The sequence below is a fragment of the Pseudomonas sp. BF-R-30 genome (assembly GCF_019956175.1).
Classification (GTDB): Bacteria; Pseudomonadota; Gammaproteobacteria; order Pseudomonadales; family Pseudomonadaceae; genus Aquipseudomonas; species Aquipseudomonas jessenii.
Genome location: NZ_JAHBDE010000024.1, coordinates 20,525 through 45,028, shown reverse-complemented (window position 1 = coordinate 45,028; position 24,504 = coordinate 20,525). Strand labels below are relative to the sequence as shown.

Annotated in this window: 20 protein-coding genes; 15 read left to right on the top strand and 5 right to left on the bottom strand. The window is 59.9% G+C overall.

The genetic code is table 11. The features are described from left to right. Positions 1 to 708, top strand: a complete 708-nt coding sequence (gene msrA, locus KGB20_RS14785; RefSeq protein ID WP_154947347.1) for a peptide-methionine (S)-S-oxide reductase MsrA — start codon at positions 1 to 3, stop codon at positions 706 to 708. Between the two features lie 46 nt (positions 709 to 754). Here the strand turns inward: msrA and KGB20_RS14780 are convergent, their stop codons facing one another. Continuing rightward, complete coding sequence (locus tag KGB20_RS14780; RefSeq protein ID WP_154861652.1) at positions 755 to 1,660, bottom strand: LysR family transcriptional regulator; 906 nt, start codon at positions 1,658 to 1,660, stop codon at positions 755 to 757. Positions 1,661 to 1,762: 102 nt separating this feature from the next. Between KGB20_RS14780 and KGB20_RS14775 the strand changes: the two genes are divergently transcribed. Further along, positions 1,763 to 2,938, top strand: a complete 1,176-nt coding sequence (locus KGB20_RS14775) for an aspartate aminotransferase family protein (RefSeq protein WP_150815019.1) — start codon at positions 1,763 to 1,765, stop codon at positions 2,936 to 2,938. 128 nt (positions 2,939 to 3,066) lie between these two features. Here KGB20_RS14775 and KGB20_RS14770 read toward each other — a convergent pair whose 3' ends face one another. Both KGB20_RS14770 and KGB20_RS14765 read right to left on the bottom strand, forming a co-directional pair. After that, positions 3,067 to 3,567, bottom strand: a complete 501-nt coding sequence (locus KGB20_RS14770; RefSeq protein ID WP_154861653.1) for an adenylate kinase — start codon at positions 3,565 to 3,567, stop codon at positions 3,067 to 3,069. Between the two features lie 252 nt (positions 3,568 to 3,819). Continuing rightward, positions 3,820 to 4,746 carry a hypothetical protein gene (locus KGB20_RS14765; protein ID WP_154861654.1) on the bottom strand — a complete coding sequence of 309 codons (927 nt, stop codon included), beginning with the start codon at positions 4,744 to 4,746 and terminating at the stop codon, positions 3,820 to 3,822. A gap of 466 nt (positions 4,747 to 5,212) precedes the next feature. On the opposite strand from KGB20_RS14765, the gene KGB20_RS14760 reads away from it, so the two are divergent. Then, positions 5,213 to 6,361: a hypothetical protein gene (locus KGB20_RS14760; RefSeq protein ID WP_057716332.1), complete on the top strand. Its 1,149-nt coding sequence runs from the start codon at positions 5,213 to 5,215 to the stop codon at positions 6,359 to 6,361. A 209-nt stretch (positions 6,362 to 6,570) separates the two neighbouring features. Here the strand turns inward: KGB20_RS14760 and KGB20_RS14755 are convergent, their stop codons facing one another. Then, the gene (locus KGB20_RS14755; RefSeq protein WP_150815016.1) at positions 6,571 to 8,493 is read right to left on the bottom strand and encodes an alkaline phosphatase D family protein; all 1,923 of its coding nucleotides are present in this window, start codon (positions 8,491 to 8,493) and stop codon (positions 6,571 to 6,573) included. Positions 8,494 to 8,697: 204 nt separating this feature from the next. Between KGB20_RS14755 and KGB20_RS14750 the strand changes: the two genes are divergently transcribed. The 7 genes from KGB20_RS14750 to KGB20_RS14720 all read left to right on the top strand — a co-directional run bounded on the left by KGB20_RS14750 (position 8,698) and on the right by KGB20_RS14720 (position 15,121). Further along, positions 8,698 to 9,678, top strand: a complete 981-nt coding sequence (locus KGB20_RS14750; RefSeq protein WP_008050013.1) for a quinone oxidoreductase family protein — start codon at positions 8,698 to 8,700, stop codon at positions 9,676 to 9,678. A 13-nt stretch (positions 9,679 to 9,691) separates the two neighbouring features. Next, entirely contained in the window at positions 9,692 to 10,540 is an 849-nt protein-coding gene (locus KGB20_RS14745; RefSeq protein ID WP_057716330.1) for a TauD/TfdA dioxygenase family protein, read from the top strand. Positions 10,541 to 10,655: 115 nt separating this feature from the next. Then, positions 10,656 to 11,708, top strand: coding sequence for a 3-keto-5-aminohexanoate cleavage protein (locus KGB20_RS14740; RefSeq protein WP_150815015.1), 1,053 nt, complete (start codon positions 10,656 to 10,658; stop codon positions 11,706 to 11,708). Between the two features lie 92 nt (positions 11,709 to 11,800). Beyond that, a complete protein-coding gene (locus KGB20_RS14735; RefSeq protein ID WP_154861659.1) occupies positions 11,801 to 13,132 on the top strand; it encodes an MFS transporter in 1,332 nt (443 codons plus the stop codon). Further along, on the top strand, positions 13,129 to 13,791 hold the full coding sequence (locus KGB20_RS14730; RefSeq protein WP_223532636.1) for a DsbA family oxidoreductase: 663 nt from the start codon (positions 13,129 to 13,131) through the stop codon (positions 13,789 to 13,791). Before KGB20_RS14735 ends, KGB20_RS14730 begins: the two co-directional genes overlap by 4 nt. After that, positions 13,788 to 14,114, top strand: a complete 327-nt coding sequence (locus KGB20_RS14725) for a Rieske (2Fe-2S) protein (RefSeq protein WP_057716326.1) — start codon at positions 13,788 to 13,790, stop codon at positions 14,112 to 14,114. Before KGB20_RS14730 ends, KGB20_RS14725 begins: the two co-directional genes overlap by 4 nt. Continuing rightward, complete coding sequence (locus tag KGB20_RS14720; RefSeq protein ID WP_154947349.1) at positions 14,111 to 15,121, top strand: YeiH family protein; 1,011 nt, start codon at positions 14,111 to 14,113, stop codon at positions 15,119 to 15,121. Before KGB20_RS14725 ends, KGB20_RS14720 begins: the two co-directional genes overlap by 4 nt. Positions 15,122 to 15,300: 179 nt before the next feature. On the opposite strand, the gene KGB20_RS14710 is transcribed toward KGB20_RS14720, so the two are convergent. After that, positions 15,301 to 16,317, bottom strand: coding sequence for an AraC family transcriptional regulator (locus KGB20_RS14710; RefSeq protein WP_150815013.1), 1,017 nt, complete (start codon positions 16,315 to 16,317; stop codon positions 15,301 to 15,303). A 356-nt stretch (positions 16,318 to 16,673) separates the two neighbouring features. Here KGB20_RS14710 and KGB20_RS14705 point away from each other — a divergent pair, with 356 nt between their 5' ends. The 5 genes from KGB20_RS14705 (at position 16,674) to KGB20_RS14685 (ending at position 24,499) form a co-directional block, all read left to right on the top strand. Continuing rightward, complete coding sequence (locus KGB20_RS14705) at positions 16,674 to 17,240, top strand: RBBP9/YdeN family alpha/beta hydrolase (RefSeq protein ID WP_154947350.1); 567 nt, start codon at positions 16,674 to 16,676, stop codon at positions 17,238 to 17,240. Between the two features lie 124 nt (positions 17,241 to 17,364). Continuing rightward, positions 17,365 to 19,368, top strand: coding sequence for a DUF1302 domain-containing protein (locus KGB20_RS14700; protein WP_154947351.1), 2,004 nt, complete (start codon positions 17,365 to 17,367; stop codon positions 19,366 to 19,368). 41 nt (positions 19,369 to 19,409) lie between these two features. Next, the gene (locus tag KGB20_RS14695) at positions 19,410 to 20,768 is read left to right on the top strand and encodes a DUF1329 domain-containing protein (protein ID WP_057716322.1); all 1,359 of its coding nucleotides are present in this window, start codon (positions 19,410 to 19,412) and stop codon (positions 20,766 to 20,768) included. A 103-nt stretch (positions 20,769 to 20,871) separates the two neighbouring features. Beyond that, entirely contained in the window at positions 20,872 to 21,963 is a 1,092-nt protein-coding gene (locus tag KGB20_RS14690) for a WD40/YVTN/BNR-like repeat-containing protein (RefSeq protein ID WP_154947352.1), read from the top strand. 16 nt (positions 21,964 to 21,979) lie between these two features. After that, positions 21,980 to 24,499 carry an efflux RND transporter permease subunit gene (locus tag KGB20_RS14685; protein ID WP_223473698.1) on the top strand — a complete coding sequence of 840 codons (2,520 nt, stop codon included), beginning with the start codon at positions 21,980 to 21,982 and terminating at the stop codon, positions 24,497 to 24,499. The last annotated feature ends 5 nt before the right edge of the window (positions 24,500 to 24,504 follow it).

Below are 24,504 nucleotides of genomic sequence, written 5' to 3'. Positions count from 1 at the left end.
ATGAAAACACTCTTTACCTGGCGCCGTACCCTGCTGGGGCTGGCGGCTGCCGGCATCATCAGCCAATGCTCGGCCTTCTCTTTCGGCGGTGCCGAAAAGGCGGTCATCCTTCCACCGCCGGCCCTTGATGAAACCACCCAGGCCCGCAGCGAAACCGCGGTGTTCGCCGGCGGCTGCTTCTGGGGCGTCCAGGGGGTGTTCCAGCATGTCAAAGGCGTGAAGAACGCCGTCTCCGGCTACGCGGGCGGGGCGGCCAATACCGCGCAATACGAGCGCGTCAGCAACGGCAATACCGGCCATGCGGAGTCGGTCGAAGTCGCGTTCGATCCAGCCCAGGTCAGCTATGGCACCTTGCTGCAGATCTACTTTTCCGTGGCGCACAACCCGACCGAACTCAACCGCCAGGGCCCGGACAGCGGCACCCAGTACCGCTCGGCGATCTTTACCAAAAACGCTGAGCAGCAGCGGGTCGCACAGGCCTATATCACCCAGCTCGATGCCGCGCATGTCTTCGACAAACCGATCGTGACCAAGCTTGAAACCTTCAACGGTTTCTACCCGGCGGAGGAGGAGCATCAGGATTTCCTGACCGAGCATCCGACCTATCCATACATCGTGATCAACGATTTGCCAAAAGTGGCGCAGTTGAAGCAGTTGTACCCGGATCGTTATCAGGAACAGCCGGTGTTGGTGAAGGCGGGGATGTAGTGAATGGGGAATCGACGACCCTGGCACTGAATCGTCGGTCAGCGGATCAGTGCTTGCCCCACAGCTGCATGGCGAATTCGACGAAACGGCGCAACTTCGGCAAACGGTGGCGATCCTGGGCATAGACCAGGTGCATCGGCCGGCTGGGCGGACAGTAATCGGGCATCAAGGCCAACAGCTTTCCGTCCTTGAGGTCCTGCTCGACCAAGGCGTCGGGCATCATCACGATGCCCATGCCGGTGCGCGCCGCTTGATGCAGTCCGGCGGAACTGTTGATCAGCATCGGCCCGCCGACCCCCACGCTGACTTCGCCATCGGGACCGGCCAGGCGCCATTCCTTTTGCACCGATTGCCAGTCATCTCCGGCCGGATAGGCAAAGGACAGGCAGTCGTGATGGCGCAAGTCTTCAGGTGTTTGCGGAGTGCCGCGACGGGCCAGGTAGTCCGGTGACGCACACATGGTCAGGGTGTAGTCGATCAGCGGGCGGGCGATCAGGTTGGAGGGCTCCAGCGCCCCGAGGCGAAACGCTACATCGAGGCCGTTTTCCAGCAGATCCGGGCGTCGGTTGGTCAGCACCACGTCGAGTTTCACCCGCGGGTTTTGCCGGCTGAACTCACTCAATGCCGGGGCCAGGCGCTCGGTCCCGAAGGTCAGGGGCGCGGTGATGCGCAAGGTGCCGCTCGGTTCGTCCAGAGCCTGCTCGGCCAGTCGCTCGGAATCGGCCACCAACCCCAGCACCTCCAGGCAGCGCTGGTAATACGCGGCGCCGAACTCGGTCAGCCGCTGGCGCCGCGTCGTGCGGTTGAGCAGGCGCACACCCAGCCGTTGCTCCAGGGCCTTGAGGTGATTGCCAACCATGGTCGTGGACATTTCACACTGCAAGGCGGCGGCGGTCATGCTGCCGGTCTCCACCACTTTCACGTAGACGGTCATTGCCTGGAATAAATCCATTATCAAGCTCTGCTTTTAAATGATTGAAGTTTTACGGTGTTTATCCAGCTCTGGTGGCTAACCATACTGCAAAAACACCGACCCTTGCTGGAGCTTGATGTCATGACCGCCGCCTGCCTGATGAGCACTTACCAACCCCTGGCCTTGAGTTTCAACAAGGGCCTGGGCACTCGCCTGTGGGATCAGGCCGGTCGCGAATACCTGGATGCGGTCGCCGGTGTGGCGGTGACCAACGTCGGCCACTCCCATCCGAAAATCGTTGCCGCCATTACCGAGCAGGCCGGGTTGCTGCTGCACACCTCCAACCTCTACAGCATCGACTGGCAGCAACGGCTGGCGCAGAAACTGACGCAGCTGGCGGGCATGGACCGGGCGTTTTTCAACAACTCCGGGGCCGAAGCCAACGAAACCGCACTGAAAATCGCCCGGCTGCATGGCTGGCACAAGGGCATCGAGCAGCCGCTGGTGGTGGTCATGGAGAATGCGTTCCATGGCCGCACCCTAGGCACCTTGTCTGCCAGCGATGGCCCGGCGGTGCGCCTGGGTTTCAACAAGCTGCCGGGGGATTTCGTCAAAGTGCCGTTCGGCGACCTCGGCGCGCTGGACAAGGTGCAACAGGCCTTTGGCTCGCGGATCGTGGCGATCCTGATGGAGCCGATCCAGGGCGAAAGCGGCGTGCAACTGGCGCCGCCGGGTTATCTCAAGGCCGTGCGGGAACTGTGCAACCGGCGCTCATGGCTGATGATGCTCGATGAGATCCAGACCGGCATCGGCCGCACCGGCCAGTGGTTCGCGTTCCAGCACGAAGGCATCGTCCCGGACGTCATGACCCTGGCCAAAGGCCTGGGCAACGGCGTGCCCATCGGCGCTTGCCTGGCCCGTGGCAAGGCGGCCGAACTCTTCACGCCGGGCAGCCACGGCAGCACGTTCGGCGGTAATCCGCTGGCCTGCCGAGTCGGATGCACCGTGCTGGATATCGTTGAAGAACAAGGGCTGCTGGAAAACGCCCGGCGTCAGGGGGCGCGCCTGCTCGAAAGATTGCGCACAGAACTGGCGGGCAACCCGAACGTCTCGCAAATACGCGGCCAGGGCCTGATGATCGGCATCGAACTCAAGCAACCGATCCGCGACCTGAGCCTGATCGCCGCCCGGGATCAAGGCTTGCTGATCAATGTCACGCGGGGGAAAACCATTCGCCTGCTGCCGCCGCTGACCCTTGATGAGCGGGAGGTGGAGATGATTGTCAGGGGGGTGAGTGGTGTGGTGAAGGTGGCTTGAAATACGCTCCCTGGGCACCGCAATACCTGTGGGAGCGAGCTTGCTCGCGATAGCGATGGGTCAGTCACCATTGATGTCGAATGTGTTGCCGTCATCGCGAGCAAGCTCGCTCCCACAGGTTTTGTGCTTTAACCGATGGGTAATATTCCTGCTTCTGAAGCGAAGTCGGTGATTTCAACCCGATTGGTCAGGCGGATCTTCGAGGCACCAAAGTCATCGAACATCCGCTGATGCGCCGCAAATCCACTTGAGTCGTCACGGGTGCGATAGTTGCTAGCCCACTCCAGCATTGCAATGAATCGTTCGTCATCGTTGGCTTCCCGCCGGCGAATGTTGGCAACGCAATCGACGTCATCGATACACAGCCAGATCAACGCCGTGGCCCGGTGGAGGATTTCACTGACGATCCAGCCGTAACCCCCTTCGATCACCCAGCGCTCTTCATCGGCAGCGATCCGCGCCATTCCCAGCGCTTCATTTCGGGGGCGGGGGATGCTGTGTTCGTCGGACAGCCAGTGAATCCGGTCGAGATCGGTCCAGGGCACACGCAGTTGCTCGGCCAGCCGCTGCGCCAGCCAGCTCTTGCCCGAGCCGGAGTTGCCGATGATCAAGGTTCGGGTGAGGTTCATGAGAGACACCGATCAATTGTGGGTGTGAACCTGCTCGCGAAAGCGGTGCTTCAGTCAGCATTGATGCTGGATGTGCTGGTCTTATCGCGGGCAAGCCTGCAGGTACACCAGAATCTGCCGGCCTGTGCGCCTTGAGGTCCATCGGTAACTTGCCGTGCGTCACTGCTTATCATTTCTGTAAGCCCTTTTATAGTGTCAGTTTTTAGACATCGCTGTGATGTGGGTGGTTGTAGTGAGAGCGATTAGGTTGGCTCAGTTGTGAGTTGGGCTTACCTTTACTGCTGGGCTCAGGAAATCTATGTGATAGCCAGAGGAACCGTCCCCAATTGCTATATGAACGCCATTAATTCCTTCGTTTAATTGAGAGTTGATTTTGTAGTCAATGCTATTTGCGATTGTTTCGTTTACTCCAATAGCAAACTCAGTCAGCTTGAGGCCTCTAGGTCCTGCTGCAAGATCCAATAGTTTTATGTGTTCATTGCCATTTATTTTCAGTGAGGTGATTGTGTTTTCTTCAATGGTCAATAGTGCGCCTTCTTCAGATATGCGATCATTCAACCATTTTAAAGAAGTATTTAAGCCTTCTGGTAAAGCTGGGTTGGGTCTTCTAAGAACTGTAAGTGTTCCGGATATTTTTAATGTTCCGTGAAAGGAAAACGGACTCGGCTCTTGTGGCTTCATGTGAGCATAATGGACTTCAAAAAACTCCGCCACGGACTGAATGAAATCGTTTTCTATATCCTCGGTAATCAAAGCATAAGGCTGAGCGTGAGGGGCTATCGTTATTTGCGCGTCAGCGTCATTTCCGGTCAAGAAAAATGAGTTGTGTGAATTGAGCATGTTCAGTACACGTCTTTGTGTGCTTAGCGCTTGTTGAAAGTCGCTTATCAATAACAGATTCAAACTATAAAGTGCTGCTTTTAAAGTAGGCTCGAATACTTGTGTTGCACAAAAGATGCTTTTTTTGTGTTTGGTATTTTTCGCAATTTCAAATGTCTTTTTCGCTGCATCATTAGTGAATGAAAAGATGATGCTGTTTTTGGGGAGTCTGTCGATGTCAGAAATGTTGAGTGTCTTGAATCCTAAATTAGAGCACTCTTGGAGGAACTCCTCAAAGTCCGCAATTATGGAAGGCTCTTCTTGACCAAAGAGCGTTGTTATCATCGTTCTGGATAACATTGGTACCTCCTTTTTTGTCGGTGGGCGGCAAGAGTGATCTTGACGCCCATTTTCATCATTTACTCTTCAGTATGAGCCCAAGCTAACGGCGCCCAGCCAAAATTTTCCGGGCCGGAAGTTATGCGGGTGAGCTTTTCTTTAACGACATTTTTCTTTTTCATTTGATCGTCCTTTTTCATTTTGTTGGTTTTGTGCTCCCTGGTGGTCCTGAGGGGGCGAAATAATTAACACAGGTTTTTTTTGATGTATTAAATAGGTTGCTTGAGGTTTTTTAGAACTAATGATGCTTTTGAAGTGTCTTGTGAGAGGCTCTTGGTTATTTGTGTAAGTAGTGGCTGTAGTCCTCTTCTGAAAATTTAGTTTTTCACCGAATTTGGTTGTGAAGGACGATCTGAAATCGTTAGGTTGGTCTACGGGACTCTTTTTACGGGGGGCTACATTCAATTGTTAGTAAGGGGGTTGTTTAGTGCAGGAATCAAAGAAATATCTGACGGATACGTCCGTACACCAAGCCTTGTTACTGGCTGATCTAACAGAACCCGCTGCACCCGATCACGCCATTCGATTATTACTCAAGGAGGTCCTTCAAGGATTAACGGATAAAGGCTGGCCACAAGCGCAAGTGCAGACGGGGCCGAGAATTGTCTCCGCTGAAGAAAACTACGGATTGCTCGGTTATGACCCAGCAGAAATCACCCTCGGAAGTGCACACACCCGCTGGGTCGATGAGTGTTCGTTGCTGCGAACGCAAACCACCAGTCAAATTCCAGCAGCGCTTCAGCGAGCTGCCCAGCTACGGCAACCGGGGCAGTCAATATTATTGGCCGCGCCTGGTATCACTTTTCGTCGCGACAGCCGGGATCGTTGGCATTGTGCGGAACCCCATCAGATGGATATCTGGGTGCTCGGTGATCCTGATTTGTCGACGCATGAGCATTTACTTTGCTTGGTCGGCGATATCCTTAAATCTGCCGTGCCAGATATGCCTTGGATCTACAGTGATAGTCCGCATCACTACACTGAGGGCGGGATCGAAGTAAACCTGTTGAATGACGGCGTCCCTGTCGAGGTTCTGGAGTGCGGTCGAATTGCCAAATCATTATTGGAGCGACTGAAGATCGATCCTTTGCGTCATGGAGGACTGGCGCTGGGAATGGGATTGGATCGCTTGACCATGCTGCGCAAAGGCATCCCGGATATTCGTTTGCTACGTGATCAGAACGAACGAGTACAGGCACAGATGCATGATCTGAATCTGTGGAGCGCCGTCTCTCGGTTGCCTTCGATTACTCGAGATATTTCGTTAGCGGTAACGCCGGGGCTGAGCGAGGAGGTGTTGACTGAAAGGATGTTGCAGGCAGCTGGCGATTGTTCAGATTGGATCGAGGAAATGCAGATCAAAGGGCGCTGGGCGTTCACAGAACTGCCTCTGCAGGCCATTGATCGCCTCGGATTGCTGCCGGGGCAGGAGAATGTGCTACTACGTGTTGTACTGCGTGATTGTTCGCGATCAATCACCACTGCTGAGGCGAATGCCTTGTATTCGAAAATTCAGGTGGCACTCCATGAAGGTACGCCGGGGGCGGGTTACAGAATGGATTCCCCCAATATTTAACTGGCCTCTTCGCGAGCAGGCCCACAGGATCTGGAAATAGCACAAGAAGTGTATACGCCAGAAATCCAGTGTGTGCGAGCCTGCTCGCGAAGGCGGTATGACAGTCACAATTGTAGAGTCTGACAGACAGCATTCGTCGGTACGCCGCCCGGAGCAGGTCAGATCGCCGCACCGTCGCTTCCACAGTTTTTTGTGGTGTCTTCTCTGCCTCAATCATCGCTTGCCGGCGCAATCATCCGGGTCTTCGGTGAGCCGTTCGAATTGTGCTGATAGATGGTCTGCGGCTGTCCCAGGTCATTGAAATACACCTGGCCGATCCCCGCCGAGTTCCATAGCCGCTCACCCGCTTCGGCGTGTTCGGGCACGTGGGGCACGATGCGCATGCGTCGACGCTTGGTCAGCCAGTTCAACGGTGAGCGTGGCGAGTACAGCCAGCGGTTGAGGCGGTCGAACCACTCGAGCAGGCTGGGCGGGAATTCATTCTTGATGCCGCTGCTGGTGATCTGCCAGATGCGCGGTCCGGCCTTGCGGTGGCGGATCAGCACTTCGTAGACGAAGGAATAGTGCACATCGCCCGACAGCACTACGTAGTTACCCGGGGTGCGCGAGTGGCGGAAAATGTTCAGGATCACCTGTGCCGCGCCGCGATGGGCCATCCAGTTTTCCGCGTCCACCAGCAGTGGATAACCGCACCAGCTGAATACCCGCTGCACGGTTTCAATCAGTTTGACGCCGAAGATCGGTGCCGGTGAAACGATGATTGCGCTCGGGTGGTCCAGCAGTTCCTGTTGCAGTTCGCTCAGGGCTTCCCAGTCGAGCAAACCGGAAGGCTGCTTGAGGTTCATCTCGCTGCGCCAGCGCCGGGTGCGGGTGTCGATCACCACCATGGCCGGGGTGGTCGGCAGCACGTAATGCCAGTGCTGAAACTTCAGCAGATCACTGATCAAGTCATCCTGAACCGTGCTGTCGAGGTGAAGGTCGCGCGCACTGTCGCTCAAGGCTCCGGACTTTTCCAGCAGGGTAGTGAACGCATCCGGGTTGTTGCCCCAGCCCTGGCACAACATGTACGCCAGCAGCGCGTTGCCGATGATGCGCCGGGAGAACGGATGGCCGTAGGCCGTTTCCTCCCATTGCGCGGAAAGGTTCCAGTCATCGGTGATGTCGTGGTCGTCGAAAATCATCAGCGTCGGCAGATGCGCCAGTGCCCGCGCGACGTTGCCAAGGCCTGTCTTGAAGGCATCGATGCGCGTCTGCTCAAGGGCGTAGCGCTTGAGCCTTTGCGGCGTCAGCGTCGGTGCCTGGGGCGCGATCAGGGTCCAGGGCACTGGCGACCAGACCAACAAGTACATGGCCATGACTTCGGCGAAGGTCACCAGGTGATTGTCGGCGCTGCTGCTGGTGAAAATCGGCTTGCGCGCGCCACCGAAAAATCGCTCGCGCAGGGTTTCATTGCTTTGCAGTGCCGGCAGCAGATCCGCGCGGTGGTAGTAACTGGCCGGATGCTCGTAGAGCCTGGCGCTGTCGCTGACCACCGCGCCTTCGAGGTGCTCCCCGAACAGGCCCAGACGCTCGATCAAGGCGTGAATCGCCCGCAACATCGGCCCCGCGACATCGTCGGCGTAGACCTGATCGCCAGTCATCATCAGCAGTGCCGGGCGGTCCTTTGCCGCGTGTTCCTGGGCCAGCAACCGGTCGACGCACAGCAAGCCGTCTGTCGCCGGGTGATGAGGTTTGCGGCAAGAACCGTGCAGCAACTGATCGACCCGTGCGCGCAGGACGAAGTTCGGGCAATGGGCATCGCCATACAGCAGGTGCGGTGCCCAGTCGGCGATGCCTTTTTCTGTGCCATCGATCAGCAGGTCATAGTCGATCGACTCATCCCGGGGCAGGGCGCAATCGAGTTGCACATCGATCAAGTGCACAAAGGCATGAGCCCCCACCGCAATCACTGTGCATTGCCCGGCATCGAGTCGGATATCGCCGACGCCCTGCAAGCGCAAGGTCAGCGCCAGCGCCCGGGAACCCACCAGCCACAGCACCAGCCGCATGGGCTCAAGACGCCGCAACAGCGGGCCGGCCAAGACCGGCGGCAGGGCTGGGTGATCGTTGGACAGTGGCAGTGCTTCGGACATCCGGGGTCAAGGCTCTTGGGGCATCGAGGCGGGCGATGATAGCGCAGGTGACGACCGGACCGGCTAGAACGATCCCGTTTCTGCCTGTCACCAAATGAAAAGCCATTGTCGTCTGATGAGAAGCGTCTCAAAGGGCCTCGTCCTACAGTCCAATCAGCGCAATTCGATGCAACACGCCCATATGCAGATTGGAGAATAAGAAAAATGGCCAAAGCCGTACGCTTCTACGAAACCGGTGGTCCCGAAGTTCTACGTTATGAGGACGTCGAAGTCGGCGAACCCGGTCCCGGCCAGGTTCGCCTTCGTCATGTGGCGGTTGGCCTGAACTATGCCGACACCTATTTCCGTAACGGTACCTACCCGATTCCGATGCCCAACGGCATGGGCGTCGAGGCCTCTGGCGTAGTCCAGGCCGTTGGTGAAGGGGTCACCAACGTCGAGGTCGGTGATCGCGTCACCTACACCGGTTTCCTCAACACCCTCGGCGCCTACAGCACCGAGCGCCTGATCCCGGCCGCGCCGCTGATCAAGCTGCCGGAAACCATCAGCTTCGAGACCGCTGCCGCGATGACCATGCGTGGCCTGACGTCCTCGTACCTGATGCGCCGCATCTACGACTTCAAACCGGGCGACAGCATTCTGTTGCATGCCGCCGCTGGCGGTGTCGGTCTGATCGTTTCGCAGTGGGCCAAGTTGCTGGGCCTGAACGTGATCGGCACGGTTTCGACCGAGCAAAAAGCGGAAATCGCCCGGGCTCACGGTTGCGACCATACGATCAATTACAGCCATGAAGACGTCGCCGCTCGCGTTCGCGAACTGACCGATGGCGTGGGCGTCAACGTGGTGTTCGACAGCGTTGGCAAGAACACCTTCATGGGTTCGCTGGATTCGTTGAAACCCCGTGGCCTGATGGTCTGCGTGGGTACCGCGTCCGGCCCGATCCCGGCGTTCGACCCGGTGATGCTGGCGATGAAAGGTTCGCTGTACCTGACCCGTCCTGCCCTGGCCAACTACATCAGCGACCCTGCGGAAAAAGCCGCCCTGGCGGGTGAGTTGTTCGACCATGTCGGCAGCGGCCGGATCAAGATCGAGATCAACCAGCACTACGCCCTGCAGGACGCCGTGCAGGCCCATCGCGACCTTGAATCGCGCAAGACTACCGGCTCATCGATTTTCGTCGTTTAAGGAGCGGCCAGCCATGAAAGTCGAACAATTGACCTGCAGCATTGGCGCCGAACTGATCGGCGTCAACCTGGCCGACGCAGTGCATGACGATGGTCTGTTTGCCGAGATTCGTGCCCAGTTGCTCAAGCACCGCGTGGTGTTCCTGCGTGATCAGGACATCACCCGCGCCGAGCACGTGGCCTTCGCCCGGCGCTTCGGCGAGCTGGAGGATCATCCGGTGGCCGGCAGTGATCCGGAGCATCCGGGGCTGGTGCAGATCTACAAGAATCCTGACCAGCCGATGGACCGCTATGAAAACGCCTGGCACACCGACGCCACCTGGCGCGAAGCACCGCCGATGGGCTGCGTGCTGCGTTGCGTGGAATGCCCGCCAGTGGGCGGCGACACCATGTGGGCCAACATGGTCCAGGCCTATGCGAATTTGCCGGAAGACGTAAAGGTCAAGATCGCCGACCTGCGTGCCCGCCACAGCATCGAAGCGAGCTTCGGTGCCGCCATGCCGATTGAAAAACGCCTGGCGCTCAAGGCGATGTACCCGGACGCCGAACACCCGGTGGTGCGCACCCATCCGGAAACCGGCGAGAAGGTGCTGTTCGTCAACGCTTTCACCACCCACTTCAGCAACTACCACACCCCTGAGCGGGTGCGCTTCGGCCAGGACGCCAACCCCGGCGCCGGCGAGTTGCTGCGTTACCTGATCAGCCAGGCGTACATCCCTGAGTATCAGGTGCGCTGGCGCTGGAAGCCCAACAGCATCGCCATCTGGGACAACCGCAGTACCCAGCATTACGCCGTCATGGACTACCCGCCGTGCCATCGCAAGATGGAGCGTGCCGGGATTATCGGCGACAAGACGTTCTGATCGAACGCCACCTGCATCCGCACTCGCAGCATTCGCACTCGTAAACACGTCTGCCCGGCACGACCCCGGGTGGGCGGAACAATCATAAGAACTGGCATAAGAACTGGAGTTAACCATGCAATTCTTCGACGATTCCCTGCACCCGGAAAACATGGAAAAGGTAGTCATTACCGTGGCCCCGTACGGCCCGGAGTGGATGCCGGAAGACTTCCCGGAAGACATCCCGTTGACCATGGATGAGCAAGTCCAGAAAGCGGTCGAATGCTATGAAGCCGGCGCCACCGTGCTGCACCTGCATGTGCGCGAACTGGACGGCAAGGGCTCCAAGCGCCTGTCGAAGTTCAACGAGCTGATCGCCGGTGTGCGTGAAGCCGTGCCAGACATGATCATCCAGGTCGGCGGCTCGATTTCCTTCGCTCCGGAAAGCGATGGCGAAGCGGCCAAGTGGCTGTCCGACGACACTCGCCACATGCTGGCCGAGCTGACGCCGAAACCGGATCAGGTCACGGTCGCGATCAACACCACGCAAATGAACATCATGGAACTGTTGTATCCGGAGTACCTGAAGGGCACCTCCCTGGACAACCCGTTGATCCACGCCGCCTACAGCGAAATGACCGTACCGGCAGGTCCGGCCTGGGTGGCCGAGCACCTCAAGCGCCTTATGGAGAACGGCATCCAGCCACACTTCCAGTTGACCGGCATGCACGCCATGGAAACCCTCGAGCGCCTAGTGCGCAGGGGCATCTACAAGGGCCCGCTGAACCTGACCTGGATCGGCATCGGCGGCGGTTTCGACGGCCCGAACCCGTTCAACTTTTTCAACTTCATCCACCGCGCGCCGGACGGTTGCACCCTGACCTCCGAATCGCTGCTCAAGAACGTCATGCCGTTCAACACCATGTCGATGGCCATGGGCATGCACCCGCGCGTGGGCAATGAAGACACTATCATTGATCACAAGGGCGATCGTTTCGGCTCGGTTGCACAGATCCAGCAAACCGTGCGCATTGCCCATGAACTGGGTCGTGAAATCGCCACCGGCAAAGAAGCCCGCGAGATCTACCGCATCGGCGTGCAGTACGAAACCATCGAAGAAACCCTGTTGGCCAACGGCATGGCCCCCAACCGCAAGGTTGGGCAGAAAGGTGTACCGCAACGCGGTTGACCTAGGGTCGGGGCGAGAGGCCGTGACCTCTCGTCCGCCTGACCGTTACACGCTTGATAAGAAAAATAAAACAAAGCTCTTGAGGAGGCTGCATGGCCTTTCACCCAATAGCCGCTGACGATGACGACTCCTGCGGAGTCGGCGTTGCGCGCCAATATGCCTGGATCGTCTTTGCCCTGACGTTCGGTCTGTTGATTTCCGATTACATGTCGCGTCAGGTACTGAACGCGGTATTCCCCCTGCTCAAGACTGAGTGGGCGTTGAGCGACGGACAACTGGGTCTGCTTAGCGGCATCGTTGCCCTGATGGTCGGCCTGCTGACATTTCCCCTGTCGTTGATGGCCGACCGCTTCGGTCGGGTCAAGAGCCTGGCGCTGATGGCTTTCCTGTGGAGCGTGGCGACCCTGGGTTGCGCGCTGGCTCAGGACTACCAGCAGATGTTCATTGCGCGGTTCATGGTCGGCGTCGGCGAAGCCGCCTACGGCAGCGTGGGCATCGCGGTGGTGATTTCGGTGTTCCCCAAACACATGCGGGCCACCCTGGCCAGTGCCTTCATGGCCGGCGGCATGTTCGGTTCGGTGTTGGGCATGGCTTTGGGCGGTGCGATTGCCGCCAAGCTGGGCTGGCGCTGGTCGTTCGCCGGCATGTCGCTGTTTGGCCTGGTGCTGGCGATGCTCTATCCGCTCATCGTCAAGGAAGCGCGCATAGCGCCACGACGTGCCGCGCAGATTGCGAACAAGACGGCTGCCGCGGTCAAGCGTCCGCTGCGCACGCTGTGGTCCAGCCGTTCGGTGGTGTCGACCTACATCGCCAGCGGCTTGCAGTTGTTCGTCGGCGGTACGGTGATGGTGTGGATTCCCAGCTACCTCAACCGCTACTACGACATGCCTACCGACAAGGCCGGTGGCATGGCGGCAATCATCGTGTTGTGCAGCGGTGCGGGGATGATCCTGTGCGGCATGCTCAGCGATCGCCTGTGTCGGAACTCGCCGGAGCGCAAGGTCAGCCTGGCCATTGGTTTTTGCCTGGGCAGTTGCCTGTTGCTGTCGGCAGCGTTCGCATTGTCGGCAGGGCCTGTGCAACTGGCGCTGGTCTGTCTGGGCATGGCGATTGCCACCGGCACCACCGGCCCCGCCGGTGCGATGGTTGCCAACCTGACCCATTACTCCGTCCACGGTACGGCGTTCGCCACGCTGACCCTGGCCAATAACCTGCTGGGGCTGGCACCCGGGCCGTTCCTGACTGGCCGTGTGTCCGACCTCATCGGGCTGCATGCCGCTTTCCAATTAGTGCCACTGGTCAGCCTCGCGGCGGCAGCGGTGTTTTTCTATGCCAAGTGTCATTACCAAAAAGATATCGCCCGGCTTGAGGGTCAGAGCGTGCCTGAGCCTGTCAGTGCAGCCGGGATAGAGGTGAAGTTGTGAGTCGTCGTTTACGTATTGATGTGTTTTTCGATTTTATCTGCCCCTGGTGCCTGATCGGCAAAGGCCAGCTGGAGCATGCGCAGGTGCAGTTTCGCAGTCGTCACCCGGATGTGCAGATCACCACGGTGTGGCATGGCGTGCAGTTGCTGCCCCAGATACCGGTAGAAGGTGAACCTTTCGCCGATTTCTACCGCAAGCGCCTGGGCAATGCCGACGCAATGACCATGCGCCAGAATCAGGTACAGCAGGCTGCCGGGGCGGTTGGACTGGCCATCGACCTCAGCCGTATCGAGACGATGCCCAACACCGCGGACGCCCATCGTTTGTTCGAGCGTGCCAGCGCACTGGGCAATGCCAGTCAGCGTGAAATGTTGCTCGAGCGACTGTTCGCCGCTTATTTCCTGAGACGTGAAAACCTCGGTTGCCGTGAGACCTTGCTTGCCATTGCCCGCTCCTGCGGCGTCGCTCCGGACGGGGTGCTCGATTGCCTGAAGGGCGATGCCACGCCGTTTGAAGGATCCCCCGACGCGACCAGTGGCGTGCCGAGCTTCAAGTTCGATAACCGCATGACGGTGATCGGCGCACAACCTGCTCAGGCGCTGCTCGCGGCCATGACCGAAGCCCTCAAGGAAAGTGATCGCGAGCGGCAGCCAGCATGACCCGACGCATTCCCGTGCCAGCCGGCAAACACCCGCAGGCTGGAGGCCGGGCGCTGTTCGAGTTCGAAGACAAAAGCCTGGCGCTGTTCAACGTCGACGGGCAGTTGTTTGCCATTGACGACAGCTGCCCGCACCAGGGCTCTTCCCTATGCGGGGGGCGTCTTGAAGGCCGGGTGATCCAATGCCTCGCCCATGGTTTGCGCTTCGATTTGCACAGCGGCTACCTGCTCAACTCCAGGCAGGTCAAAGTCACCAACTACCCGGTCGAGATCATCGACGGCCAGGCGTTTATCGTTATCGCATCCGAGGAGTCCGCGCCATGAGCGCCATTGCTCTTACCCGTATCCACAGTCGCACGCGCGAACTGGCACCTGGGTTTATCGTCAGTCTGATTGTCGCGGCCGCCGCGTCGTTCTTGTCCGAACACTACGGTGCGCCGGTCATGCTGTTTGCCTTGCTGTTGGGCATGGCCCTGAATTTTCTCGCCGATGACGGCCCCTGCAAGGCCGGTATCGAGTTCACCGCCCGCACCGTGCTGCGCATCGGCGTGGCGCTGCTGGGCATGCGCATCACCCTGGAGCAAATGGCCGCGCTGGGCTGGAAGCCGATTGCACTGGTGGTGATCCTGGTGGTGGTGACCATCAGCGTGTCTGTGATCGCCGCCAAGGCCCTGGGCTTCCAGCGCCTGTTCGGCATGCTCACCGGCGGCGCGACGGCCATCTGTGGCGCTTCGGCGGCCTTGGCGCTGGCAGCGGCGCTGCCGAACCATCCGCAGAAAGAGCGGGCGACCCTGTTCACCGTCATCGGCGTTTCGGCGTTGTCGACTCTGGCGATGATTGTCTATCCGATGATCGCCAACTGGCTGCAGTTGTCGCCGCAGGTGGCGGGTGTGTTCCTCGGCGCCACGATCCACGACGTGGCCCAGGTGGTCGGTGCCGGCTACAGCATGTCGACCGAGACCGGCGACACGGCCACGGTGGTCAAGCTGATGCGCGTTGCGATGCTGCTGCCGGTGATCGTCACTGCAGCGATGATCACCCGCATGCAAGGCGCCGATCCGACCGGCAAGCGCCCGCCGCTGTTGCCGTGGTTCGCCGTCGGTTTTCTGATTCTGGCCTGCATCAACAGCACCGGATGGATAGCGCCTGCGGTGCAGGGATCGGTCAACGAACTGTCGCGCTGGTGCCTGGTGATTTCCATCAGTGCCCTGGGCATGAAGACCCGCTTGCGCGAGCTGGCAGCGGTCGGGATCAAGCCGATTCTGCTGATGGTGGGGGAGACGGTGTTCCTGGTCGTGCTGGTGCTGTTGTTGCTGCGCTGGGGCTTCTAATCATTGGCCTGGCCGGAAACCTGTGGGAGCGGGCTTGCTCGCGAAGGCGGTGTATCAGTCGAAATTGATGTTGGCTGACACGACGCCTTCGCGAGCAAGCCCGCTCCCACAGGGATTGCAGTTCCAATCTCGCGCTTTCGGCGACTGTACCAGCAGTCGCCGTTTTTTTTGCCCTGCTGTCAGGACGGTTTCGCCCCAGCCTGTTTCTGCGCACGCCACGTCGCCGGCGGCATGCCGAACTGGCTGATGAACCAGCGGGTAAACGAGCTCGCCATCGAGTAGCCGAGCATGTCGGCAATGCGGCTGAGGGAGTAGTTGGGGTTGTCCAGATAACGCAGCACCAGGTCGCGGCGCACGTCGTTGATCACGTCGTTGAAGGCGCAGCCGTCGTCCTTGAGGCGGCGTTGCAGGGTGCGCACGTTCATGCCCTGGCTCTGGGCCACCTGCTCAATGGTGGCGCGCCCCATGGGCAACAGCAGGTAGATGGCCTTGCGCACCTCGAACAGCATCGAGGCGCCTTCGTGGTTCTGCAGCGAGTCGAGGTAGCCCTGGGCATAGCGGGCCATGGCCGGGTCAGCGTTGGGGTTGGTCATGTCGAGGCTGATGTCAGGGCAGACGATGCCGTTGAACTCGCTGCCGAACTCCAGGTTGCAGCCGAACAGCCGGCGATGCAGGTGCAGGTTGTCCGGTGGCTGGTGCATGAAGTTGACGCTGTAGGGATGCCAGTGTGAGCCCAGCAGGGCCGAGCACAGCCGGAACATTACACCGATGGCCAGCTCCGTGGCCTGGCGGCTGGGCATCGGCGTTTCGGTGACCACCTCTTCGCGAATGATCACCATCTTGCCGGCCTCCTCAATGAAGATGGCCAGCGAGTCATTCATCAGGTGCCGGTAATCCACGACGACCTGCAAGGCATCGCGCAGCGTGCGCTGGTGGCTGAGCAGCAGGCTGACCACGCCGAAGTCCGAGAGCTGGCGCGATTCGGCCATGCTCAGGCCGAAGGTCTGGCAGCCGCTGGCGGCGGCCGAGTCTTCCAGCAAACGGACGGCGGCATCGATATGGATGCGGTGTTCAGGGGCTTGCAGTTGGGCCCTGCTCAAGCCGACACCGGCCAGCACGTCGCGCGGGTTGAAACCCAAGTACTGGGTGACCTCCAGGTAGTTGGTCAAGACAGCGGCGCGAACAAGCTTGGTCATGCGAAAGTCTTCCCTGTGCCGATGGCGGTTGGCGTGAGCGTGGCGACTATATCCAGCGTATCAACAGTTGAACAGTTGTCATGTCGTTGATGGATTTCATGCCATACAGTCACCAATCTTCTACGCTGCATGGAGCCATCAGCGCTCATCCGTTGATTACAGTGACCTTGCGCCAACCTGCGGGGATTTTCGACCAGTGGTCGCACTGTCCTGCTGTCGGACAATTTGTCATCAAAAGAAAAGTGCATGACGTCCAATGTAAAGCGCTTCGGGTGGGCGCTCTTTAATGTCGACACTACAAAAAGCCCCTGGCGAAAACAGCCAGTCGAGTTATCGAGAAAGCGAAGGTGTTGACCGTGGACAAACTGCAAACTGCCGCCACCATTCTGATCGTTCCGGGTCTGCGCGAGCACGTGGCCGAACATTGGCAAACATTGCTTGCCGCCAGGCTGAGCAACGTGCGCAGTGTTGCGCCGCTGGAGACCGACAAACTCGATTGCATGGCCCGTGTGCGGGCGATTCAACACGAACTCGAACAAATCGACGGCCCCGTGATTCTGGTGGCCCACAGCGCCGGTGTGCTGATGGTCGCGCACTGGGCTGCGCACTACAGCCGTCCGATCAAGGGCGCTTTGCTGGCCGCGCCACCGGACCTCGATGCGGTCTGGCCGTCAAACTATCCGTCTTCCGAAACCCTGCGTAGCCAGGGCTGGAATCCTCTGCCGCAAGGCCCGCTGCCATTTCGCAGCATCGTGGCCGGCAGCACCAACGATCACTTGGCCAGCCTTCCTGCGGTCACCCGCATGGCAGAAGGCTGGGGCGCCGAATTGCTCAATCTGGGCGATGTCGGCCACCTCAATCCGGCCGCAGGATTTGGCCACTGGCAGCAAGCTGAAGCACTCATCCTGGAGATGGATCGCTAGTACAAGGAGCTGGACTGGCAGTACGCCAACCGGCATTTGCCCTTATTCCTTAAACGCAAACCCATCAATGTTTGCGCGAGGGCGGCTGCGCTTAAAACAAAGACAAAAAAGCGGAGACAACGCAATGCACAACAATAAGAGTCACGGCTTCACCGCTCCACGCTACACCTTGCTGGCCTCAGCCATTCTCGCGGCAACGGTACCTGCGGCCCATGCGGTCGAGATCGAGACGGGGAATCCGGACTGGAACGTCCGCGTGGATAACACCATCAAGTACAACTATGGCGTGCGCACCGAAAGTGCCGACAAACGCATGTTGGGAACGCCGAACAATAACGACGGCGACTACAACTTCCGCAAGGCCGGGACCAACATCACCAACCGTATCGATCTGTTGACCGAAATGGACGTGGTCTACAAGAACGCCATGGGCTTTCGCGTCAGCGCCGCCAGCTGGTACGACAAGGCCTATGACAACACCGGCTCCAACTCCAACCCGTTCGTCAACGGCAATGGATCGACCTCGGGCCTGATCGCCAATGACCCGCGCCTGGCCGGGGTCACCCGTGACAACGTCGGCAACGGCAGCTCGCACCTGAGCAATTATGCCCAGCGCTACTACAGCGGTCTTTCGGGCGAAATCCTCGATGCCTTCGTGTTCTACAGCACCGAAGTGGGCGAGGAGTCGATGTTCAGCGCCAAGGCCGGTCAGCACAACGTGTTCTGGGGCGAGACCATTCTCAACCCGGTGCACTCGGTCAGCTATGGCCAGTCCGGCCTCGACCTGGCCAAGCTTGCCGCGTCGCCGGGTACCGAGGCCAAGGAACTGTTCGTTCCGCGTAACCAGTTGTCGATGTCGTTCACCGTCAATCCCGAGCTGACCGTGGGTGCCCAGTATTTCCTGAATTGGGATGCCGCGCGTCTGCCGGAAGCGGGCACCTATTACGGTGGTTCCGACCTGGTCGGCTTCGGCGCGCAATCGTTCCTGTTGGGCAACACCAATGCCGTGGTACCGGGCAGCCCGCTAGGTTGTGGCCTGGCGCCGTGCAACGCCTTGACCAATGTGCGTCGTGGCAAGGACCTGACTCCGCATGACAGCGGTGACTGGGGCGTCATGGCCAAATGGTCGCCGGCTTGGCTGGATGGCACCCTCGGCGTTTACTACCGCGAAACCTCGGAAATCCTGCCCCAAGCCTATCTGGACGCCAGGGGCATTACCTCGGCCAACCCGAACGGCACCCGCCCGGCGGGGCAAGTGCCAGCGGTGATCAACACCCTCAATTCGCTGGACACCGCCACCTATCAACTGGCCTATGCCGACAACATCAAGATCCTTGGCCTGAGCTTGTCCAAGGACGTGGGTGGCGTGAGCGTGGGTTCGGACCTGAACGTTCGTCACAACATGCCGCTGGCCAGTATCCCGGCGATCGTCAGTACCCGCAGCCCGCTGGGCCTGGGGCAAGGGCTTGGCCTGCTGCCTGCACGTACGGACGCCACCGGTGTGGTCTATGACACCCCGAGCCGTGGCGACAGCATGAGCGCCACCGGTGACACCCTGCACTGGACGCTCAACGGTCTGATGACCCTGCCGAAAACGCCGGTGTTCGATCAGGCGACTGTGCTTGCCGAGTTGTACTACAGCAACCTGCTCAAGCTCGATAGCAAGAACGAAGCGCTCTACAAGGGTAAGGACAGCTATCGCGGCATCGACGCGCCAACCCGTGACAACTGGGGTCTGGCGGTCAACTTCACACCGACCTGGTACCAGGTATTCCCCGGTGTCGATCTCAACGCGCCGATGTCCGTCAACGTCGGTCTCGACGGTGTGTCGCCGGTCTCCGGTGGCGGTGCCAAGGACACCGGCAACTATGCCGTGGGCGTGGGCGCCATTGTCTACAACAAATACTTTGTCGACCTGAAGTACGTGGACTCTTTTGGCCAAACCGACAAGTGCAACGTCAGCGGTGTGAGCACCGGCTCAAAGGGCGGTGACGGCTCCACCCCGAACGCCTTCAGCGGCAACGAAAACTACGCCTGCTACGCCGGTGGCTACTCGTCCTTCTCCGGAGGTGGTGCCACGACTGAGGACCGTGGCGCCGTGTACCTGACGATGAAAACAACATTCTGATTCACCACTGATTTGCTCAATGCAAGCAGGAGAATAACAAGATGAAATTTGTAAAAACCGTGTTGGCCGCTTCGCTGGCCATGGTCTTCGCCGCTCAGGCACAGGCTGCTGTTTCAACCCAGGAAGCTGCCAAGCTGGGCACCAGCCTGACACAGGTAGGGGCTGAAAAAGCCGGGAACGCTGATGGTTCCATTCCTGCCTACAACGGTGGCCTGACCACCCCGCCGGCCAGCTTCAAGGCCGGCGACAGCATGCGCCCGGACCCGTTTGCCAGTGAAAAGCCGGTACTGGTGATCGACGGCAAAAACGTCGACCAGTACAAGGGCATGCTCACGGCGACCACGGTAGAACTGGCCAAGCGTTTCCCGACGTTCCGTGTCGACGTATTCCCGACGCACCGCACCGTTTCGCTGCCTCAAGCGATTCTGGATAACGGCGTGAAGAACGCCAGCGGCGCTAAGTCCCTGGAAGGTGGCCTGGCCATCGACAACGTGCTGCCGGGCATTCCATTCCCGATTCCGCAGTCGGGCAACGAAGCGATGTGGAACTTCCTGTTGCGCTACCAAGGCGTCAGCATCAGCTCCAAGTACGACTCCTGGAACGTTGACTCCGCGGGCGTTCCAAGCCTGGCGACCACCGGGCAAGCGAACATCTCCTACCCGATCTATGAAAACCTCTCGCAGCCGATCAGCAGCGCCGACGTGTACTACCAGATGAAGCTGGCATACACCGGCCCTGCGCGCCGCGCCGGTGAGGCGATCATGCTCAAGGACGCCGCCAACCCGTTGCAGCAACCGCGTCGCGCCTGGCAGTACTTGCCGGGGCAGCGCCGAGTGAAACTGGCTCCGAGCCTGGCTTACGACACGCCAAACCCGGGTACCGCCGGTGCGGGCACCTACGATGACGTGTTCGTCTTCAACGGTGCGCTGGATCGCTACGACTGGAAGCTGGTGGGCAAGCAGGAAATGATCGTGCCCTACAACACCTACAAGCTGACCTACGTGCAGGATCCGAAGTCGCTGACCACCGCCAATCACCTGTCACCTGACTTCGTACGCTGGGAAAAACACCGTGTATGGGTCGTCGAAGGCAACCTCAAGGCCGGTGCTCGTCACATCTACCAGAAGCGCCGCTTCTACCTCGACGAAGACAGCTGGACCGCTTTGGCCTCGGATCAATATGACGCCCGTGGTCAGCTCTATCGCGGTTCCTTCGCCTTCCTGAGCCAGAGCTATGACAAGCAGGTTCCGGACTCCACGCCGTTCATGATCTACGACCTGGTCGGTGGCTCCTACAACATCAACGGCGTAGTCGGCCCTTACGGCGGCATCAAGTACATCGAGCCGCTCTCCAAGGCCCAGTGGTCTTCGGAATCCCTGGCCGGCGCCGGTATTCGCTAAGCCAACCGCAAGCAGACGCTCCCACATGACCTGCACGGCGCAAGGTTTGAACGTCAGGCACACCGATGTGTGCCCCGGCGCGGTTTTCCGAAGAGGACGCAGCATGTGTTCGTATAAAAATAATATTTTGCAGCTGGCGTTTGGCGTTGTGCTCGGCCTGTCGCAGGGCATCGCCCAGGCGGCCGATTACGTCGATGTACTGGACCTGCCCGCCAGAGTCAGTGCCTTGGCGATCAACAGCCCGTTGTCCGGCATGACCCGCGCCGGCGGGCGTGTGATTGCCGTCGGCCAGCGTGGCCATATTCTGTTTTCCGATGATTCGGGAAACCACTGGCAACAGGCCGCCGTACCGGCCAGTGCCGACCTCACTGCGGTGAATTTTCCGACCACCACCCAAGGCTGGGCGGTGGGTAATGACGGCGTGGTGCTGCACAGCAGCGACGCCGGCGCGACTTGGCAAAAGCAGCTCGACGGCCGTCAGATCGGCGCCTTGCTGGTCAAGCATTACACGGCGCTGGCCAGCGCCGAACCGGGCAATGAGCAATGGCCCCAGTTGGCCATGGAAGGCCAACGACTAGCCGATCAGGGCGCGGACAAACCGCTGCTCGGCGTCTGGTTCGCCAACGACAAAACCGGCTATGTGGTCGGGGTATTCAACCTGATCCTGCGCACCGACGACGGTGGCCTGACCTGGACGCCATTCCAGGACCGCACCGACAACCCCCAGGGTTTCCATCTCAACGCCATCGCCTCTACCCGCGACAGTGTGTACATCGCGGGCGAGCAAGGCCTGCTGCTCAAATGGGACGACAGCGCCCAACGCTTCAATGCGGTACCGACGCCTTATCAAGGCAGCTTTTTCGGCGTGCTCGGCAAGCCTGGCGAAGTGCTGATCTATGGCCTGCGCGGCAACGTGCTGCGCAGCACCGACGGCGGCCAGAGCTGGACCGCACTGGACACCGGCCTGCACGTCAGCATCACCGCAGGCCTGATCGATGCCCGTGGCAATTATCGCTTGTTCACCCAGGGCGGGCAGATGCTGGTCAGCCAAGGAACGGGCGCGCAGTTGCATCTGAAGCAGCAACCGGCACCGACCCCGGTCGCCGGCGCCACCCAGTCCGCCGATGGCGCCTTGGTGCTGGCAGGCAGCCGTGGTGCCCGGACGCTGTCCGCCGATCCAGCCCTCGAACCCTAAGAGCGAGAACCCAGACATGGGCAATATCAAACAAGACGCCATGCCGGTGATCCGCGAACTGCGGGATTTCGACCACCGCTCCGGCAACCTCCTCGAACGGCTGGTGTTCAACTACCGCCCGCTGTTCATGCTGCTGATGGCGCTCGCCACCGTGGTGCTGGGCTTCATGGCCGTGACTCGCCTGGAGTTGCGCCCAAGCTTCGAAAAAATGATTCCCCAGAGCCAGCCCTACATCCAGAACTTCCTGGAAAACCGCCAGTCGCTGCGCGGTCTGGGCAACTCGGTGCGCGTGGTGGTCGAGAACACCCAGGGCGATATTTTCGATCCCGAATACCTGGACGTGCTCAAGCAGGTCAACGATCAACTGTTCCTCACCGAAGGCGTCGACCGCGCGTGGATGAAGTCGCTGTGGAGCCCGGCCGTGCGCTGGACCGAAGTCACCGAGGACGGTTTCCAGGGTGGCCCGGTGATGCCCGACACCTATTCGGGGCAGCCTGAACAGATCGAACAGTTGCGCCAGAACATCTCCCGCGCCGGTGTGGTGGGCAGCCTGGTAGCCAGTGATTTCAAGTCGACCATGCTGATCGTGCCGCTGATGGACAAAGCCGCCGCCGGCGGTCAACGCATCAACTACCACGCCTTCTCGCAGATGCTCGAAGAGCAGTTGCGCGACAAGATCGAATACGCTGGTGACAGCGCTGCGCGTAAATCCGGGGTCGAAGGCACCGGTCATTACAAGGTGCGGGTGATCGGCTTCGCCAAACTCATGGGCGACCTGATCGACGGCCTCATTCAAGTGATGATGTTCTTCGGCCTGGCCGTCGTCACGTCGCTGATCATCATCTACGCCTACACCCGTTGCGTGCGCAGCACCCTGCTGGTGGTCGGCTGCTCGCTGGTCGCGGTGGTCTGGCAACTGGGCATCGTCGCCTGGCTCGGCTACGCCATCGATCCGTACTCGGTGCTGGTGCCGTTCCTGATCTTCGCCATCGGTGTGTCCCACGCGGCGCAGAAGATGAACGGCATCATGCAGGACATCGCCCGCGGCACCCACAAACTGATCGCTGCGCGCTACACCTTCCGCCGTCTGTTCATCGCCGGCGTCACCGCATTGCTGGCCGACGCCGTGGGCTTCGCCGTGTTGATGCTGATCGATATTCCGGTGATCCAGGACCTGGCGATCACCGCCAGCATCGGCGTCGCGGTGCTGATCTTCACCTCGTTGCTGCTGATGCCGGTGGCGCTGTCCTATGTCGGTGTGGGCGCGAAAGCCGCCGAGCGTGCGCTGAAAATCGACAATCGCGCCGAACACCACAAAGGCTTCGGCAAACTGTGGGACCTGCTCGACCGCTTCACCACGCGCAAGTGGGCCACCGGTGCCGTATTGGTCGCAGTGTTGATGGGCATCGGCGGTTTCATGGTCAGCCTGAACCTGAAGATCGGCGACCTGGAAAGCGGGGCGCCGGAGCTGCGCGCCGACTCGCGCTACAACCGCGACAACGCCTACATCACCAGCCACTACGCGCTGTCCAGCGACCTGTTCGCGGTGATGATCAAGACCGCGCCGGAAGGCTGCCTGAACTACAAGACCCTGGTGCTGGCCGACCGCCTGGCCTGGGAGCTGCAACAGTATCCGGGCGTGCAGGCGACCGCGTCCTTGGTCAACGCGGTACGGCAGATCACTGCCGGTACTTATGAAGGCAACCCCAAGCTCAACAGCATCCAGCGCAACCAGGACGTGCTCAACTACGCCGCGCAGCAAGCCTCGGTCAACTCGCCGGAGCTGTTCAACACCGACTGCTCGCTGATGCCGGTGATCACCTTCCTCAAGGATCACAAGGCTGAAACCCTCGATGCCGTGGTGGCGATTGCCGACAAGTTCGCCAAGGAAAACAGCACCGAGGATCGCCAGTTCCTGCTCGCCGCCGGTACCGCGGGGATCGAGGCCGCGACCAACATCGTGGTGCGCGAAGCCAACCGCACCATGCTGCTGTACGTGTATGCGGCGGTGACGCTGTTCTGCCTGATCACCTTCCGCAGTTGGCGCGCCACACTGGTGGCCCTGTTGCCGCTGGTGCTGACCTCGATCCTCTGCGAAGCCTTGATGGTGGCCATGGGTATCGGCGTGAAAGTCGCGACCTTGCCGGTGATCGCCCTCGGGGTGGGCATCGGCGTCGACTACGCCTTGTACCTGCTCAGCGTGCAATTGCACTTCCAGCGCCAAGGCTTGCCGCTGTCCCAGGCCTATCGCAACGCCGTGTCCTTCACCGGCCGGGTGGTCGGGCTGGTGGGCATCACCCTCGCCGCCGGTGTGGTGTGCTGGGTCTGGTCGCCGATCAAGTTCCAGGCCGACATGGGCATCCTGCTGACCTTCATGTTCCTGTGGAACATGCTCGGCGCGCTGATCCTGATTCCCGCTCTGTCGTACTTCCTGCTGCGCGAACGGGCACCCAAGCCCGGTTCTGTCGCGGCAACCGAAAACACCGAATCCACTGAACGTCCCGGCATGCCCCATGCCGTGACCACTTCCGAGTAAGCCAA

Coding starts and splice junctions, on each gene's coding strand:
- KGB20_RS14745 (WP_057716330.1), top strand. CDS start 9,692: ATGAAAGTCGAACAATTGACCTGCAGCATTGGCGCCGAACTGATCGGC.
- KGB20_RS14770 (WP_154861653.1), bottom strand. CDS start 3,567: ATGAACCTCACCCGAACCTTGATCATCGGCAACTCCGGCTCGGGCAAG.
- KGB20_RS14755 (WP_150815016.1), bottom strand. CDS start 8,493: ATGTCCGAAGCACTGCCACTGTCCAACGATCACCCAGCCCTGCCGCCG.
- KGB20_RS14690 (WP_154947352.1), top strand. CDS start 20,872: ATGTGTTCGTATAAAAATAATATTTTGCAGCTGGCGTTTGGCGTTGTG.
- KGB20_RS14710 (WP_150815013.1), bottom strand. CDS start 16,317: ATGACCAAGCTTGTTCGCGCCGCTGTCTTGACCAACTACCTGGAGGTC.
- KGB20_RS14765 (WP_154861654.1), bottom strand. CDS start 4,746: ATGTTATCCAGAACGATGATAACAACGCTCTTTGGTCAAGAAGAGCCT.
- KGB20_RS14720 (WP_154947349.1), top strand. CDS start 14,111: ATGAGCGCCATTGCTCTTACCCGTATCCACAGTCGCACGCGCGAACTG.
- KGB20_RS14750 (WP_008050013.1), top strand. CDS start 8,698: ATGGCCAAAGCCGTACGCTTCTACGAAACCGGTGGTCCCGAAGTTCTA.
- KGB20_RS14725 (WP_057716326.1), top strand. CDS start 13,788: ATGACCCGACGCATTCCCGTGCCAGCCGGCAAACACCCGCAGGCTGGA.
- KGB20_RS14685 (WP_223473698.1), top strand. CDS start 21,980: ATGGGCAATATCAAACAAGACGCCATGCCGGTGATCCGCGAACTGCGG.
- msrA (WP_154947347.1), top strand. CDS start 1: ATGAAAACACTCTTTACCTGGCGCCGTACCCTGCTGGGGCTGGCGGCT.
- KGB20_RS14735 (WP_154861659.1), top strand. CDS start 11,801: ATGGCCTTTCACCCAATAGCCGCTGACGATGACGACTCCTGCGGAGTC.
- KGB20_RS14780 (WP_154861652.1), bottom strand. CDS start 1,660: ATGGATTTATTCCAGGCAATGACCGTCTACGTGAAAGTGGTGGAGACC.
- KGB20_RS14695 (WP_057716322.1), top strand. CDS start 19,410: ATGAAATTTGTAAAAACCGTGTTGGCCGCTTCGCTGGCCATGGTCTTC.
- KGB20_RS14740 (WP_150815015.1), top strand. CDS start 10,656: ATGCAATTCTTCGACGATTCCCTGCACCCGGAAAACATGGAAAAGGTA.
- KGB20_RS14775 (WP_150815019.1), top strand. CDS start 1,763: ATGACCGCCGCCTGCCTGATGAGCACTTACCAACCCCTGGCCTTGAGT.
- KGB20_RS14700 (WP_154947351.1), top strand. CDS start 17,365: ATGCACAACAATAAGAGTCACGGCTTCACCGCTCCACGCTACACCTTG.